Source organism: Actinoplanes oblitus (assembly GCF_030252345.1).
Taxonomy (GTDB): domain Bacteria; phylum Actinomycetota; class Actinomycetes; order Mycobacteriales; family Micromonosporaceae; genus Actinoplanes; species Actinoplanes oblitus.
The window spans coordinates 9,435,751-9,450,654 of record NZ_CP126980.1; the positions used below are offsets into that span (position 1 = coordinate 9,435,751).

Below are 14,904 nucleotides of genomic sequence, written 5' to 3' on the forward strand. Positions count from 1 at the left end.
TCACCTTCCAGGCGTAGCAGAGCATACCCGCCAACCGCCATCATTGACCATTCCAAATTCCCACACGTCTACAGTCTCTTCCGACCCACCCGCTACCGTTCGAACGACTTCGGCAGTCGCGACTGCGCGCTCGCCGGAAACGCTTGCATTGACATTTCTCCAGGTGATCGAGATTTCGACAGAATGCTTCGACTCGGCCTGCTGGATACCGTCGCGAAAACTGCCGAGCTGACTGAAGTTGCCGCCTGTTTTGCAGGCGTACTCCTCAAGCTGCCGATCATCTCGATAGACCAAAAATGCGCCTAAGAAAGCATCTAGCACGACGCTCGGGTCTGTTCGTTCGACCTTGGTGGCGTTGTCATAGAGGGAGACGACCACACCAACCCCACCCAAACACAACACCGCGAGAATCCCGGCCCCCAACGCCAGCCACAACCTCGTACGCCTGCTCTTGAACCCCCCACCACCAACACCAGCCCCCGGCACCGCAGACAACCCCGACGGCATCGGTCCAGGACGGAACTCCGGCTCAAGCGGCTGCATACCCACGACACTAATTCCTCCCCGCCGTCCCATCACGACAGCCCGCGCGCCAAACTCTCGAACCCCACCGCACTCCACCCCGTACCGATCACCGACGGTTCCTGTTAGGACACAACGGGCGGGCATCCTTGAGACCCGGGCCCGGGCACCACACCGGGACCGCATTGCGTGGAGCACCGCTGGTCTGGGATAGGTTTTATGCGCGCGACAGGAGGTGACGGCAGTGGCGGATTCGGCTCTGCGGGTCCGGCAGGCCGCTGCTCTGCACCGGCAAGCGGTGGCGACAGCGGACGCGGCCGCCGCCGCGCTGGAGGCGTTCGCGCCGAGTGCCGCCGACCCGCGCGAGCAGCATCGGCTGGCTGAGCAGTTGCGGGTCGCGGCGGCTCAGGTCGCTCCGGGGTGGCTCGGGGCGCCGCTGGACGCGTTGACGCCCAAGGCGCCGCTCGGTGGCGGGCAGCCGCCCCAGTTCGTCCGGATCGGGGTGGCCCAGCCGCTGGACGACGTCCGGTTCCCGGCGATCGTGCCGCTGCTCGGGGTCGGGCATCTCACCGTTGACGCCAGCGCCACCGATCCCCGGGTGTTCGGTCTGCTCCGGGCCGTGCTGCTGCGGCTGTTCGCGGCGGCGCCGGCCGGGTCGCTGCTGGTCCGGGCGGTCGACGGGGTGGGTGGCGGCGCGGTCTTCCAGCCGTTCGAGGAGCTGGCCGACGCCGGGCTGATGTCACCGCCGGCCACCGATCGGCAGGGCCTGCGGGACGTGCTCGCCGAGGCGGAGAAGTGGCTGCGGCCCGCCCGTGGTGGCAAGAAGCGGCGGGATCGGATGCTGCTGGTGGTGATCGCCAGCCTGCCCGAGCTGACCGAGGGCGAGGAGCTGCGCCGCATCGCCGCGCTCGCCCAGCAGGGCCCGGATTCCGGGCTGCACCTGATCGTGGCCGGCTGGCCGCCGCCACCGTTGACCGCGGAGACCACTCAGGCTCCGCTGCCGCGCACCACAGCGGTCTCGGTGCGTAACCCGTTCGCGGTGGTCGGTGACCCGCCCGGGGGATCCTTCGGCGCGACCCCGGAGGCGCCCTGGCTGAACGCGCCGGTCTTCCTGGACGAGGATCCGCCGCCGCACCTGGTCGACGCGGTCTGCCAGGAGCTGGCCGCGCATTCGGCGGCGGCCTCCCGGGTCACCTTGGCCGACCTGCTGCCCGAGCCGACCGAGGAGCTGTGGTCGGCGGACGCGTCGGGCGGGGTGGAGACCGTGGTCGGGCATCACGGCGACGTGCCGCTGGTGCTCCGGTTCAACGATCTGACCCCGCACTGGATGGTGGGCGGCCGGTCCGGTGGCGGCAAGACCGCCTTCCTGATCAACGTGCTCTACGGCCTGGGTGCCCGCTACTCCCCTGACGAGCTGGCGCTCTACCTGCTCGACTTCAAGGAGGGCGTGTCCTTCGCCGAGTTCGTCCCGACCCAGCGGGACCGGACCTGGCTGCCGCATGCCCGCGCGGTCGGCGTCGAGTCCGACCGGGAGTACGGGCTGGCCGTCCTCCGCGAGTTGGACGCCGAGATGGGCCGCCGCTCGATGGCGTACAAGCGGGCCGGCGTCTCCCGCTTCGCCGACCTGCGCGCGGTGGCCGCCGAGGAGGGCCGGGGCCGCCCGCTGCCCCGGGTCCTGTGTGTCATCGACGAGTTCCAGGTGCTGCTGGCCGGGAACGATCCGACCGCCACCGAGGCGGTGGGCCTGCTCGAGTCGCTGGCCCGCAAGGGCAGGTCGTACGGTATTCATCTGGTCCTGGCGAGCCAGACGGTGCTCGGCGTCGAGGCGCTCTACGCCAAACGCGATTCGATCTTCGGGCAGTTCCCGGTGCGGATCGCGCTGCCGGGCGGCGGCGACGTGCTGGAGCCGACCAACGACTCGGCGGCCGGCCTGCCGCTGGGCAGCGCCGTGGTAAACACGGCAGGTGGGCTGGGCGGCCCGCGCGGCGCCACCCGGGGTCACGAGCGGGTGGTCCGCTTCCCCGATCCGCACGCCGACCAGGAGCTGCTCAGCGACCTGCGGCACAAGCTGTGGGGCGCACGCGATCCGGAGTCGGTCCCGCCACGGATCTTCGCCGGTTACGCGCATCAGCATCTGGCCGACGACCCGGTCTATCGGGCCGCGCTGGCCGGCCGGTCCGGGCGGCCCACCGCCCTGGTCGGCCGGATCATCGACGTGAGCCTGTCCACCGCCACCTTCCCGCTGGACTCGTCGCCGGGCCGGCACCTGGCGATCCTGGGCTCGCACGCGGCCGGTTCGGAGGTGCTGGAGGCGGCGGCCCGCAGCGTCGCGGCCTGTCACTCGCCGCGGACGGCCCGGTTCGTGATCGCCTCGCTGGTCGCCGAAGGTGATGCCCTCGCCGCCGCGCTGGCCGCGGAGATCAGCCACCGGCAGGAGGTGGTCGTGGTGGACGCGGCCGGGCTGCCCGCCGAGCTCTCCTCCGAGCAGCCGGGCTACTACGTGGTGTTCGGCATGGACGCCGCCCCGCCGGGCAGCCTGACCGGCCTGCGCCAGCTGCTGCGCGAGGGGCCGAGCCGGGGCGCGCACCTGCTCTCCTGGTGGCGCGGGGTGCGCCGGTTCGGCGAGGAGACCGGCGGCAGCATGGGCCGCGAGGACGTGGCCGGCCTGCTCTTCCTCAACGTTCCGCAGTCGGATGTCACGCTGCTGCTGGGCCGCCCGGTCGACTGGCAGCCCCGCCCGAACCGGGCGTTGCTGCACGACCGGCACACCGACCGCACGGTCACGGTGGTCCCCTTCGTCCAGCCGGAAGAGCCGGAAGGCGCGAACCCATGACCGAGCAGGCAGAGCAGAGCGGCGTCGTGCCGGCCCAGGCCTCCCCGCCGTCGAGCGGCCCGTGGGCCGCCTACCTGGCCGCCGCCCGGGAGCTCGACGTGGTGCGTCGCGCGGCGAGCTCGGTCGCCGGCGAACAGGCCGCGACGATCAACACGGCCCGGCAGGAGCTTTCTTCGGTACGCGCCCGGCTCGCTCCCCAGCAAGCCCGGCTGATCCGCGACTTCGGCGTGCCGGCAGCCGACCTGGTGCCGCTGGAGGGCGAGCGGGCCAGCGCCCTGGCGGCGGTGACCGGCGGCCCCGACGCGGTGCTGGCCGCGCTCCGGCAGGCCCGGGTCACCGCGGACGCCGCCGATCACGCCTTCATCGGCCCGGCCCCGATCGGCCCGTCCCGCCCCTGGGCACGGAACCTGCTGGTCTACGGCCCGTTCGCGGCCGCCGTGCTGTTCGTGCAGATCATCCTCTACCTGGTGGCACCGAGCGGCTCACTGCCCACGTACACGCTGCTGTGCGGGTTGAGCATGCCGCTGCTGGCGTTCGGCCTCGGCTACGCCACCATCGGCTTCGTCTGGGGCCCGGACGCCGAGAAGGCCGGCGTCCCGGTGGACCGCACCCCGGTGGCCGGTGTGGTCGCCTGCCTCACCCCGGTGCTGCTCACCTGCATGGGTGTCGGCCTGCAAGCCATCTTCCACTGAAGCGACAGAGCGGAGCCGACGAGATCATGGCCAACGTCGAGGAAGTCAAGGTCAGCCTCGCCGCCTCGGTGGACGGCGCGGGACGCGCGATCGCCGGCATCCAGGCGGTCGCCGACCAGCTGGATCAGTCCCTGGCGCTGCTGCGGCTGACAGCGGTCGGCTCGTTCCACCCGACCACCACGGCCGCCATCGCGCAGTTGGAGCAGGCCCGCACCCGCTTGGACGAGGCGACCCAGCTGACCCGGGCCGCCATGGAGTCCGCCAACCAGTTCCGCAACATGATCTGACCGCGCCGACCCGGGAGCCGGCCGCTGAGCAGCTCAGCCGCTGACGCAGGGACCGAGCCGATGCCACGGCTTCCACGGCGCGCCCGCCGGCAATGACGACGCGCGCGACAACCCATTCACCTCGACTTCAGAATCAGAAGATCGATGACTCGGATCCGCGCTGATCACTGATCGTCGCTCCCGCCAGGGACCCTTCCGGGCCGGGCAGGACGCTGGCGCGTCCAAAACGCCCGACCCTCCAGGGCGACGTCCGCGGCTGGCCACGACCGCCAACCCTAAACCCGACCCCACCCCGAAACCCCGCCCACTCCCGACCCAACCCCGGCTGGCACCCACGGTGGCCTCACGAGCCCGCACACCACCACCACAACCAGCCGCCACCAACAGGCTGGCACCCACGGTGGCCTCCCAAGCCCGCACACCACCACCACAACCAGCCGCCACCAACAGGCTGGCACCCACGGTGGCCTCCCAAGCCCGGACACCACCACCACAACCAGCCGCCACCAACAGGCTGGCACCCACGGTGGCCTCCCAAGCCCGGACACCACCACCACAACCAGCCGCCACCAACAGGCTGGCGTTCACGGTGGCCTCACGAGCCCGGACACCACCACCACGACCAGCCGCGACCGACGGGCTGGCGTTCACGGTGGTCTTTGAGTTCGGACACCACCGTCAGGGCCAGCCGGGGGCGACTAGGTCGATGGGCTGGCGCTGACCATGTTCAGCAGGTGCCACGCGCGGCGGGTCCGGAGTCGGGTCGGCGCAGGGAGGTCAGGACGGCTTGGCGGGTAATCAGGCACCGCGCTACCAACGGGTGTTACGAGCGGGCGGACCGGGTTCGGTTGGCTGCTGCGGCACCCGAGGCAGGCAAAACGCCGCCGGTGAGGAGGCAAGTGAGATGGCGACGCCCGCGGGATCTTCCGCTCCGCCCGCACCGTCCTGGCCAGCTCCTCCAACGCCGACGCCGCACGTGTGCGGATGGCGGAATCTCGCCTGCTTCCTCACCGGTTATGGAGCGTCTGCCGCGAGGGGAAGCGGAGCCGGTCAGCTAACGCGCGTTGATCAGGGCCATCGCTTCGGCTCGGACCTTGCCGTCGGTCTGGAACGCGCCGCGCACCGCCGAGGTGACAGTGCGGGCGCCGACCTTGCGAATGCCGCGCATCTCCATGCACAGGTGCTCGCACTCCAGGACGACGATCGCCCCGCGGGCACCCAACTGGGCCATCAGCAGGTCGGCGATCTGCGAGGTGAGCCGCTCCTGGACCTGTGGGCGGCGGGCGTAGACCTCGACCAGGCGGGCGAGTTTCGACAGACCGGTGATGCGGCCGTCGGTGCCCGGGACGTAGCCGATGTGCGCGACGCCCTTGAACGGCAGCAGGTGGTGCTCGCACATGCTCTGCACCTCGATGTCGCGGACCAGCACGAGTTCCTCGTGGTCCGCCTCGAAGGTGGTGGTGAGCACTGTCGCCGGATCCACTCGCAGGCCGGCGAAGAGCTCCGCATAGGCACGAGCGACCCGGGCCGGAGTGCGGGCCAGGCCGTCCCGGTCCGGATCCTCACCGATCGCGATGAGGATCTCCCGGACCGCCTTCTCGATCCGCCCGAGGTCGACGGCCTGCTCCACCGGAGTACCGGTGAGCTTGCCGTCGACCAGCCGGGCGGCGAGGTAGTCGAGTTCGTCTTGCGTACTGATCAGTTGCTGCCTTCCGCGGCGCCGTTGGCGTTCGGCCCGACGGCGAGCTGACCATCCGACTCGGCCTGCGCCTTCAGCTTGTCCCGCTCGGCGGGGGTCAGCACCGGCGGGGCCTCCGACGGCAGACGCTTGCCGAAGCCGTTGAACGGCGACATCGGCGGGCGCTTCTGCACCCGGGCACAGATCCTATCCATGTCCTCGCGAGTGATGGTCTCTTTCTCGATCAGCTCGAGGACCATGCTGTCCAGCACGTCGCGGTACTCGACCAGGATCTCCCAGGCCTCGTCGTGGGCCAGCTCGATCAGGGCGCGCACCTCGGCGTCGATGTCGGCGGCGACCGCGTCCGAGTAGTCCCGCTCGTGGCCCATGTTGCGGCCCAGGAACGGCTCGTCGTTGCTGGTGCCGTACTTCACCGCGCCCAGCTTGGAGCTCATGCCGTACTGCGTGACCATGGCGCGGGCCAGGCCTGTCGCCTTCTCGATGTCGTTGCCGGCGCCGGTGGTGGGCTCGTGGAAGACGAGTTCCTCGGCGGCCCGGCCACCCAGCGCGTACGCCAGCGTGTCGATCATCTCGGCCCGGGTCTGGGTGTACTTGTCCTCGGTCGGCAGGACCAGCGTGTGGCCGAGCGAACGGCCACGCGGCAGGATCGTCACCTTGTGCACCGGCGCGGAGTGCGGCAGCGCGTAGGCGACCAGCGCGTGCCCACCCTCGTGGTACGCGGTGATCTTCTTCTCGTTGTCGCTCATCGCCCGGGTGCGGCGCTCGGGGCCGGCGATGACCCGGTCGATCGCCTCCTCGAGGAAGTGGTTCGAGATGGCCCGCTTCTCGTTGCGCGCGGTCAGCAGGGCGGCCTCGTTGATCACGTTGGCCAGGTCGGCGCCGGAGAAACCGGGCGTGCGGCGGGCCACCGAGTCGAGGTCGACGTCCGGCGTGAACGGCTTGCCCTTGGCGTGCACCCGCAGGATCGCCTTGCGGCCCTCCATGTCCGGGTTGTCCACCGGGATCTGCCTGTCGAACCGGCCCGGGCGCAGCAGCGCCGGGTCGAGGATGTCCGGCCGGTTGGTGGCCGCGATCAGGATCACGCCGCCCTTGGTGTCGAAGCCGTCCATCTCGACGAGCAGCTGGTTGAGCGTCTGCTCGCGCTCGTCGTGGCCGCCACCCATGCCGGCACCACGGTGCCGGCCGACCGCGTCGATCTCGTCCACGAAGACGATCGCCGGCGCGTTCGACTTGGCCTGCTCGAAGAGGTCGCGGACCCGGCTGGCGCCGACACCCACGAACATCTCCACGAAGTCCGAGCCGGAGATGGAGTAGAACGGCACCCCGGCCTCGCCGGCGACCGCGCGGGCCAGCAGCGTCTTACCGGTACCGGGCTGACCGAAGAGCAGCACGCCCTTCGGGATTTTGGCGCCCAGCGCCTGGTACTTGGCCGGGTTCTGCAGGAAGTCCTTGATCTCCTGGAGCTCCTCGACCGCCTCGTCGGCACCCGCCACGTCGGCGAACGTCGTCTTCGGCGTGTCCTTGGTGATCATCTTCGCCTTGGACTTGCCGAAGTTGAGCACCCGCGAGCCGCCACCCTGCATCTGCGACATGAACAGCAGCAGCAGGACCACCAGAATGGCGATCGGCAGCAGGTTGATCAGCAGGCTGAGGAGGATGTTGTCACCGGAGACGGTGGTGTTGATCGTCCCGGTGATCCGGCCGGCCGACTTGGCCTGCTGGACGTCATCCCAGATGTCGCTGGTGACCTCGTACGGATATTGGGTTTCGATCTTGTCCGTGGTCTTGCCGTTGAACTGCTCGGAATCCTTCAGGTCGATCTGGAGCGTCTGCTCCTTGTCCTTCTGGACGACCTTCTCGATGCCGGGCTGGTTCAGACGCTCAAGCGCGACCGAAGTATCAACTCGCTGGTAGCTCGGACCACTGGTGAAGATCGAGCTCAGCGCGACTACGCCGATGATCACCAGAATGATCCAGACCACCGGGCGGCGGAAGAAACGCGTACGTTCCATACTGTTGTCGGGCGCCAAGCGCCCGGACCCTCCTGATCGGCGTCCTGGTCACCTCAACGTCGCCGCCCACCGGCGGCCGCCGGGATCAATTCCCCCGTTTGGTGACGGTGAATCACTCCTGGCCCCTCCAGCGCTCGTGACACCGCGCCATCGGTCACTCGACCGTACACCGTGGGCACGGTTTGCGAACCCGTGAGGCCGGAGGGCGAACTCCACGTAACCCCCCGCAATCCAGCGCGTTTCAGCAATAAAACCGGCCATAACCACCATTACTGAGAACACGCTGAGAAAACGGTTCAGCTACGGGCGTAGACCTCCGGCTTCAGTACGCCCACGTAGGGCAACTCCCGGTAACGCTCCGCGAAGTCCAGTCCGTAACCGACGACGAACTCGTTCGGGATGTCGAAGCCCACGTAGCGGACCGGCACCTGGACCTTCACCGCGTCCGGCTTGCGGAACAGGGCGACCACCTCGACGCTGGCCGGCTGCCGCGACTCGAGGTATTTCATCAGCCAGGACAGGGTCAGCCCGGAGTCCACGATGTCCTCGACGACCAGCACGTGCCGGCCGGCGATGTCCCGGTCCAGGTCCTTCAGGATGCGCACCACACCGGAGGAGGTGGTGCCCTGCCCGTAGGACGACACCGCCATGAACTCCATCTCGGTGGACGGCCCGTGCCGGCCCAGCGAGCGGGCGAAGTCGGCCATGAACATGACCGCGCCCTTCAGCACGCAGACCAGCAGGATGCCGTCGGTGGCGTCCGCGTGATCCACCGAGACCTGCTTCGCCATTTCGTCGATCTTCTCGCGGATCTGCTCCTCCGAGATGATCACGTGGTCGATGTCGGCGTCGTACCAAGAGCCATCAGCCATGTGCCTAAGCCTGCCGCATCGAGGTTACCGATGGCCAAACGGGGCCGGATTCCGTGCGGCGACCTCACTTGATATGTGCCGGAACCACCCGAACGAGGTCACTTCCTCGCCGGGTCACGGCGATCCCGGCGGGCAGGAAGACCGGCCCCTGCCCGCGCCAGCCGGTCACCAGCGCGTCGAGGGCGGCCACGTGCGGGTACGCCAGCGCGCCCCCGGGCGCCCCCAGCTCCCGCGCCCACCGGTGCAGCACCCGCCCGCGGATCGCGGCGAGCATCCCGGCCAGCGCCGGCACCGACAGCCCGGCCACCGACCGGGCCTGCTCCAGGGCCGCGTCGGCCAGCTCGTCCAGCGCCGCGTTGTCCGCGGCGACCAGCGCGGCGGTCCGGGCCAGGTTGTCCACCACGGCCGGGCCCAGCTCGGCGACCAGGGTGGGCAGCGCGGAGCCACGGACCCGGGACCGGGCGTACGCCGGATCGGTGTTGTGCGGGTCCTCCCAGGGCGCCAGGCCCAGGGCGGCGCAGGCCTTCCGGGTGTCCGAGCGGCTCACGTCCAGCAGCGGGCGGCGGAACACCCCGCGCCGCTGCGGCATCCCGGCTAGCCCGCGCGGCCCGGCGCCCCGGGCCAGCGCCAGCAGCACCGTCTCGGCCTGGTCGTCGCGGGTGTGCCCGAGCAGCACCGCGGCCGCCCCGAGCTCGGCGGCGACCGCCTCCAGGGCGGAGTACCGCGCGGTGCGGGCGGCCGCCTCCGGACCGCCGGGCAGGCCGGCGACGGTGACGGTGCGGACCCGCACCGGATCGAAGCCGGCGTCCCGCGCCCAGGCGGCCACCGACCGGGCGCGGCGGTCGGAGCCCTCCTGCAGGCCGTGGTCCACGGTCACCAGACCGACCCGGTCGTGGGTGAACCGGGCCGCGGCGGCCAGCGCCAGCGAGTCGGCGCCGCCCGAGCAGGCGACCAGCACGAGCGCGCCGGCCGGCAGGTCGGACAGTCCGCGGCGGACCGCCGTGCGGACCGCGGCGACCGGGGCCGGGATCCGGGCCACGGTCAGTCGAGGACCGGGCGCGGGCCGTGCACCCGGGTCACCCAGGCGTCCGGGTCACCCAGCTCGTCCAGCGCGGGCAGGGTCAGCGGGGACTCGAAGATCCGGTTGAACCCGTCCATCCCGACCCGCTCGACGACGCCGTGCACGAACTTGCGGCCCTCCGCGTACTGCCGCATCTTGACCTCGATGCCGAGCAGCCGGCGGATGGTCTTCTCCAGCGGGTTGCCGCTCTCGCGGCGGCGGTTGAACTTGGCCCGGATCGACTCGACGGACGGGATCACCTCGGGGCCGACACCGTCCATCACGAACTCGGCGTGCCCCTCCAGCAGGGTCATCAGCGCGGTGAGCCGGTCCAGCACCACTTTCTGCCCCGGCGTCTGGACGATGTCCAGCACCGAGACGCGGCTCTCCGGGTTGCGCAGCGCGTCGGAGAGGTCGGCGATGCCGCGGCGCATCCGCTCCAGCATGTGCTCGCCGCCCTGCGACGCGTCGACGAAGGCCTGCACCTGGCCGAGGAAGTAGCCTCGCATCCAGGGGACCGCGGTGAACTGCGTGAGATGAGTCACCTCGTGCAGGCAGACCCAGAGCCGGAAGTCGCGCGGGTCGGCACCGATCTTGCGTTCCACCTCGACGATGTTCGGCGCGTTCAGCAGCAGCTGGCCGGGGTCGGCGGAGAACACCTCATACTGCCCGAGGACGCGGCCGGAGAGGTACGCCAGGATGGTGCCGGCCTGCACGCCTGTCACCCGGGAGCCGATCGCCTCGGCGAACGCGCCCGGCTGCCGGTCGCCGGAGAGCTTGGTGACCAGCGGGGTGATCACCTGCTGGAGGCCGGCGATGTTCACCTTGGCCCAGTCGCGACGGTCGACGACCCGCACCGGTGCGGCCTCGGCCTGCGGGCGGAGACCGGTGTACGCGGCCACGTGCCCGGCCGCCTCGTCGGTCAGCACCCGCAGCTCGGACACCACCTGGGCGGCCTCGTCGTAGGAGACCGCCGGGCCGGATTTCGACAGCGCGCCCGCGGTCGCGGCGGCCAGATCCCAATCAACGAACTGCGCCATGGAGCCGACAGTACCCGCGCGACTCCACAGCGCACTCCGGTGAAACCCGCAAGGGCGGCCCCTGGATCAGGAGCAGCCGCAGGCGACCAGCCGGGCCACCACCTTGTCCAGCGCGGACTTGGCCGCGCCGGCGTCCGAGGTGCCGCTCGCCATCAGGGCGAACGCGAGCACCCGCCCGTCCTTGGTGACCAGCACCCCGGCCAGCGTGTTCACCCCGCTCAGCGTGCCGGTCTTGGCCCGCACCACGCCCTGCGCGGTGCGGTTCGGCCGGGGCGTGACGAACCTGGTGCGCAGGGTGCCGGACCAGCCGGCCACCGGCAGCCCGTCGAACATCGCGGAGAGTTCCGGCTTGGTGCCGCCGGCCGCCAGCGACAGGGTCTGCACCAGCAAGGCGGGGCTGATGCCGTTGTGCCGGGACAGGCCGCTGCCGTCGTACAGATCCGCCTCGTCGCCGTTGAGGCCGAGGTCGCGCAGCTTCTGGACCATCGCCTCGGAGGTGCCGTCGAAGCTCGCCTCGCGGCCGGCGGCCAGCGGCACCTGCCGCGCCACCGCCTCGGCCAGCGTGTTGTCGCTCTGCTGCAGCATCCAGTCGAGGATCTGCACCAGCGGCGGCGACTCCACCCGGCCGAGTTCCCGGCCCGGCGCGGAGCCGGCCGCGGGGGCCGATGCCGCGGCGTCCGCCGTGGCGGGCGCCTTGCCCTTGCCGACCTTCTCCGCCGGGACGTCCAGCAGTTTCGCGAAGGCCCGGCCGGCGGCCAGCGCGGGATCGGCGAAGCGCGGGTCGCCGCCGTGCTCGTTGTGCACCGGGGTGATCCGACCGGCGTTGGTCATCAGCGCCTGGATCCGGGCCACCTGGCCGAGCGGCGAGATGTCCTCCGAGTCCCAGCCGATCGCCGTCTCCGGACCGGTGAACAGCGAGATGTCGACGGTCACCTTGGTGATCGGGGTGTCGCCCATCGCCTTGCGCACCTGGGCGGCCAGCTTGTCCAGCCGGGCCGCCCCGGGGAACTGTCCCTTGGCGTTGATCGCCAGGGTCGGGTCGCCACCGCCGACGATCACCACCTCGCCGGGGCTCGTGCCGGCCACCGCCCGGGTGGCCAGCCGGTAGGCCGGGCCCCGGGCGGCCAGCGCGGTCACCGCGGTGAGCAGCTTGGTGGTGGACGCCGGGGTGGTCGGCACCTCCGCGTCGCGCGAGTAGAGCAGCTCTTGGGACGCGACGTCGACCACCGAGGCGTGCACGTTGTCGCCGAGCGCCGCCGCGCCGATCAGCGGGTCGAGGGCCTCCTTGACGGCGACCGCGCTCGGCACCTCGCCGCGCGCGGCGACGGCGGCCAGCACCGGTGTCGGTTTCGGGTCGGGGGTGGCGGCGGCCCGGCTGGGCGCCGCCGACTCGGCGCTCAGCCAGCCGTCGACCGGGCCGGGCCGCACCACGAGGCCGACCACGGCGAGCACGACCAGGACGACGCCGGCTGCCACGCCGGCCACGAGTCGCGTACGGACATCGCGGTCCCCGCCGGTCCTGACCGGGCCGTCGCCGTCACCGTCCGGCGATCCCGCCGGCGGCCTCGCCGCCGAACCGGCCGGCGCCGGCGACGCGGGACGCGCGGTGTTCAGCGGAACCGAGGCTTTTCCATAAACTCCGGGCGGCGGTGCCGGTGGAACCTGCGGAACACCGGGCCGACCAGGGCCTCCGGGTGGCACACTGGCCCAGCCGGGCTGCCATTTACCGGCATCCGGGCGGTTTGACCCGTCCGACACGCCGTTGTGGTCCGGACCGTTCTGTGAATCTTGCCTCGTCACACGCCCCTCCTCGCCCGTGGCGTCAGACTTAGGGGAGACTAGCGACATCCGGCACACCGTTGCGCGCGGATCCTGCGGGCTTGCTTCCACTCCCCGCTTCCCCGCCCGGCGGACCGGCCTATTCAAGCGGGCAAGCAAAAGGGGAGCGAAATAATGGATTTCGACGTTCTGGTTGAGATCCCCAAGGGGCAGCGCAACAAGTACGAGGTGGACCACAAGACCGGGCGAATCCGCCTGGACCGGACCCTCTTCACCGCGACACAGTATCCCGCCGACTACGGGTACATCGAGGGCACCCTGGGGCAGGACGGCGACCCGCTGGACGCCCTGGTGCTGATCCAGGAGCCGACCTTCCCCGGCTGCCTGGTCCGGGCCCGCGCGATCGGCATGTACCGGATGACCGACGAGAAGGGCCGCGACGACAAGGTCCTCTGCGTGCCCTACGAGGACCCGCGCCAGGAGCACCTGCGGGACATCCACCACCTGGGCGAGTTCGACCGGATGGAGATCCAGCACTTCTTCACGGTCTACAAGGACCTGGAGCCGGGCAAGTCCGTCGAGGGCGCCACCTGGGTGGGCCGGGTCGAGGCCGAGGCCGAGATCAAGGCGTCCTTCGCCCGGGCCGAGGCCGCCGAGGCCGAGGGAGAGCACTGACCGCTCGCTTCCCACGCACCGCTGACGACCGCACCTGCGGGGCTCCGGCCCCGCAGGTGCGGTCGTATGGCGTACCGGACGAACCGGGCGCTCAGAACGAGATGCCGCTGACCGCCGCGTAGAGCCCGGTCACCGCGCAGGCCACCGGGATGACCGCCACCGTGGCCAGCACGTCCAGCACGTCCGCCAGCCGGGCCAGCGCCGGCGCCGGCGGACCCGCCGGCCAGGCCACCGCGGCCAGGGCGGCCAGCACGCACCCGGCGGCCGCCGCCGGCAGGACGCCCGCGCCGGCCGCGCCGAGCAGCTCCGCACCCAGTGCCAGCACGGCGGCCAACCCACCCGCGAGCAGCGGCAACCGGTGCCGCCGGGCCCGGAACAGCCGGGCCCGCAGCAGCAGCGCGAGCGCCGCGGCACCGAGCAGGACCCGGGCCGCCGGGGTGTCCAGCCGGGCCAGCGCCACGGCCGCCCCGGCCACCAGCACCGCGTGCCCGAGCAGCAGGCCGGTCAGCAGGTCGTCGGTCCGATCCAGCGCGGCCAGCACCTCCGCCCGGTCCGGGCGGTGGCGGACCGCCTCCAGCGCCGGGCCCTCCGGCGGGCCGGCCGGTGGCCGCGGCAGCCGGCCCAGGTGGATGGCCAGGCCCGGCAGCAGCGAGACGCCGCAGACCAGCGCCGCCAGCAGGACGGCCGGACCGGTGAACACGGCCGCCGCGCCGAGCGTCCCGGCCGCCGCCCCGGCGGTCCACACCCTCGTCCCGGTGGCCGGCCCGGCCGCGCCGGCGACCGCCGCGAGCAGTAGCGCCACCGAGCCGGCCAGCAGCGCGCCACCCGGGTCAGCCAAACCGGCCAGGAGCGCGCCACCGGCGAACGCGTAGGGCAGCGCGAACCCGCCGAGCAGCACGGCGGCCGGCGCCGCGCCGAACGCCCGGGAGGCGGCCGTCGCGGCCAGCACGAGCAGGACGGCCAGGGCGAGCCCGGTCCCGCCGGCACCGGCGCGGCACAGGACGATCAGGCCGGCGGTGAGCGCCACCCCGGCCGTGGCCAGCGCGGTGGCCCGGGTGGCCGCCGGACTCCAGGTGCCGCCGCGCCGCCGGGCGCCCTCGGCCACCGCCTCGGCCACGTCGTCGTACTCGAGCTCGGGCCAGTCGTCGTGGGCGGGCCGCAGGTGCAGCACCTCGCCGTCGCGTACGCCCTGCTGGTGCAGCCCGCGGCCGACCTCCAGCGCGTCCCCGGCGGCCCGCCGCAGCACCCAGCCACCGTGCCGCTCACCGGCGTCGGCGAGATCCTCACCGGCGTGCCGGAGCACCTCCGGCAGCAGCTCGGCCAGCGGCACGTGCTCGGGCAGCGCCACGTCCACCCGGCGGCGCGGCGTGCTGATCGTGACACGAGCCAGACCGGTTTCCACCAGGCCCTCCCGGTTGTCCACAGGAGACGGA

The 14,904-nt window shown here is 71.8% G+C and carries 12 protein-coding genes; 4 read left to right on the forward strand and 8 right to left on the reverse strand.

What is annotated here, in order from left to right:
• Complete coding sequence (locus Actob_RS42110) at nucleotides 1-543, reverse strand: hypothetical protein (protein WP_284917536.1); 543 nt, start codon at nucleotides 541-543, stop codon at nucleotides 1-3.
• Nucleotides 544-757: 214 nt separating this feature from the next.
• Between Actob_RS42110 and Actob_RS42115 the strand changes: the two genes are divergently transcribed.
• Genes Actob_RS42115 through Actob_RS42125 form a run of 3 tightly spaced genes read left to right on the forward strand, consistent with a single transcriptional unit; the run spans nucleotide 758 to nucleotide 4,334 of the window.
• The gene (locus tag Actob_RS42115; protein ID WP_284917537.1) at nucleotides 758-3,355 is read left to right on the forward strand and encodes an FtsK/SpoIIIE domain-containing protein; all 2,598 of its coding nucleotides are present in this window, start codon (nucleotides 758-760) and stop codon (nucleotides 3,353-3,355) included.
• On the forward strand, nucleotides 3,352-4,047 hold the full coding sequence (locus Actob_RS42120) for a hypothetical protein (protein ID WP_284917538.1): 696 nt from the start codon (nucleotides 3,352-3,354) through the stop codon (nucleotides 4,045-4,047). The genes Actob_RS42115 and Actob_RS42120 overlap by 4 nt, the downstream gene beginning before the upstream one ends.
• A 26-nt stretch (nucleotides 4,048-4,073) precedes the next feature.
• Nucleotides 4,074-4,334, forward strand: coding sequence for a hypothetical protein (locus Actob_RS42125; protein WP_284917539.1), 261 nt, complete (start codon nucleotides 4,074-4,076; stop codon nucleotides 4,332-4,334).
• A gap of 1,054 nt (nucleotides 4,335-5,388) precedes the next feature.
• On the opposite strand, the gene folE is transcribed toward Actob_RS42125, so the two are convergent.
• The 6 genes from folE to dacB all read right to left on the reverse strand — a co-directional run bounded on the left by folE (nucleotide 5,389) and on the right by dacB (nucleotide 12,493).
• Nucleotides 5,389-6,036: a GTP cyclohydrolase I FolE gene (gene folE, locus Actob_RS42130; RefSeq protein ID WP_284922518.1), complete on the reverse strand. Its 648-nt coding sequence runs from the start codon at nucleotides 6,034-6,036 to the stop codon at nucleotides 5,389-5,391.
• Nucleotides 6,033-8,045, reverse strand: coding sequence for an ATP-dependent zinc metalloprotease FtsH (gene ftsH, locus Actob_RS42135; RefSeq protein WP_284917540.1), 2,013 nt, complete (start codon nucleotides 8,043-8,045; stop codon nucleotides 6,033-6,035). The genes folE and ftsH overlap by 4 nt, the downstream gene beginning before the upstream one ends.
• Before the next feature lie 296 nt (nucleotides 8,046-8,341).
• Complete coding sequence (gene hpt / locus Actob_RS42140; protein WP_284917541.1) at nucleotides 8,342-8,917, reverse strand: hypoxanthine phosphoribosyltransferase; 576 nt, start codon at nucleotides 8,915-8,917, stop codon at nucleotides 8,342-8,344.
• Nucleotides 8,918-8,981: 64 nt separating this feature from the next.
• Nucleotides 8,982-9,956 carry a tRNA lysidine(34) synthetase TilS gene (gene tilS / locus Actob_RS42145; RefSeq protein ID WP_284917542.1) on the reverse strand — a complete coding sequence of 325 codons (975 nt, stop codon included), beginning with the start codon at nucleotides 9,954-9,956 and terminating at the stop codon, nucleotides 8,982-8,984.
• Between the two features lie 2 nt (nucleotides 9,957-9,958).
• Nucleotides 9,959-11,017: a zinc-dependent metalloprotease gene (locus tag Actob_RS42150; RefSeq protein ID WP_284917543.1), complete on the reverse strand. Its 1,059-nt coding sequence runs from the start codon at nucleotides 11,015-11,017 to the stop codon at nucleotides 9,959-9,961.
• Nucleotides 11,018-11,083: 66 nt separating this feature from the next.
• Complete coding sequence (gene dacB, locus Actob_RS42155) at nucleotides 11,084-12,493, reverse strand: D-alanyl-D-alanine carboxypeptidase/D-alanyl-D-alanine endopeptidase (protein WP_284917544.1); 1,410 nt, start codon at nucleotides 12,491-12,493, stop codon at nucleotides 11,084-11,086.
• Nucleotides 12,494-12,970: 477 nt separating this feature from the next.
• On the opposite strand from dacB, the gene Actob_RS42160 reads away from it, so the two are divergent.
• A complete protein-coding gene (locus Actob_RS42160; protein WP_284917545.1) occupies nucleotides 12,971-13,471 on the forward strand; it encodes an inorganic diphosphatase in 501 nt (166 codons plus the stop codon).
• 91 nt (nucleotides 13,472-13,562) lie between these two features.
• On the opposite strand, the gene eccD is transcribed toward Actob_RS42160, so the two are convergent.
• On the reverse strand, nucleotides 13,563-14,873 hold the full coding sequence (eccD, locus tag Actob_RS42165; protein WP_284917546.1) for a type VII secretion integral membrane protein EccD: 1,311 nt from the start codon (nucleotides 14,871-14,873) through the stop codon (nucleotides 13,563-13,565).
• Nucleotides 14,874-14,904 lie beyond the last annotated feature (31 nt).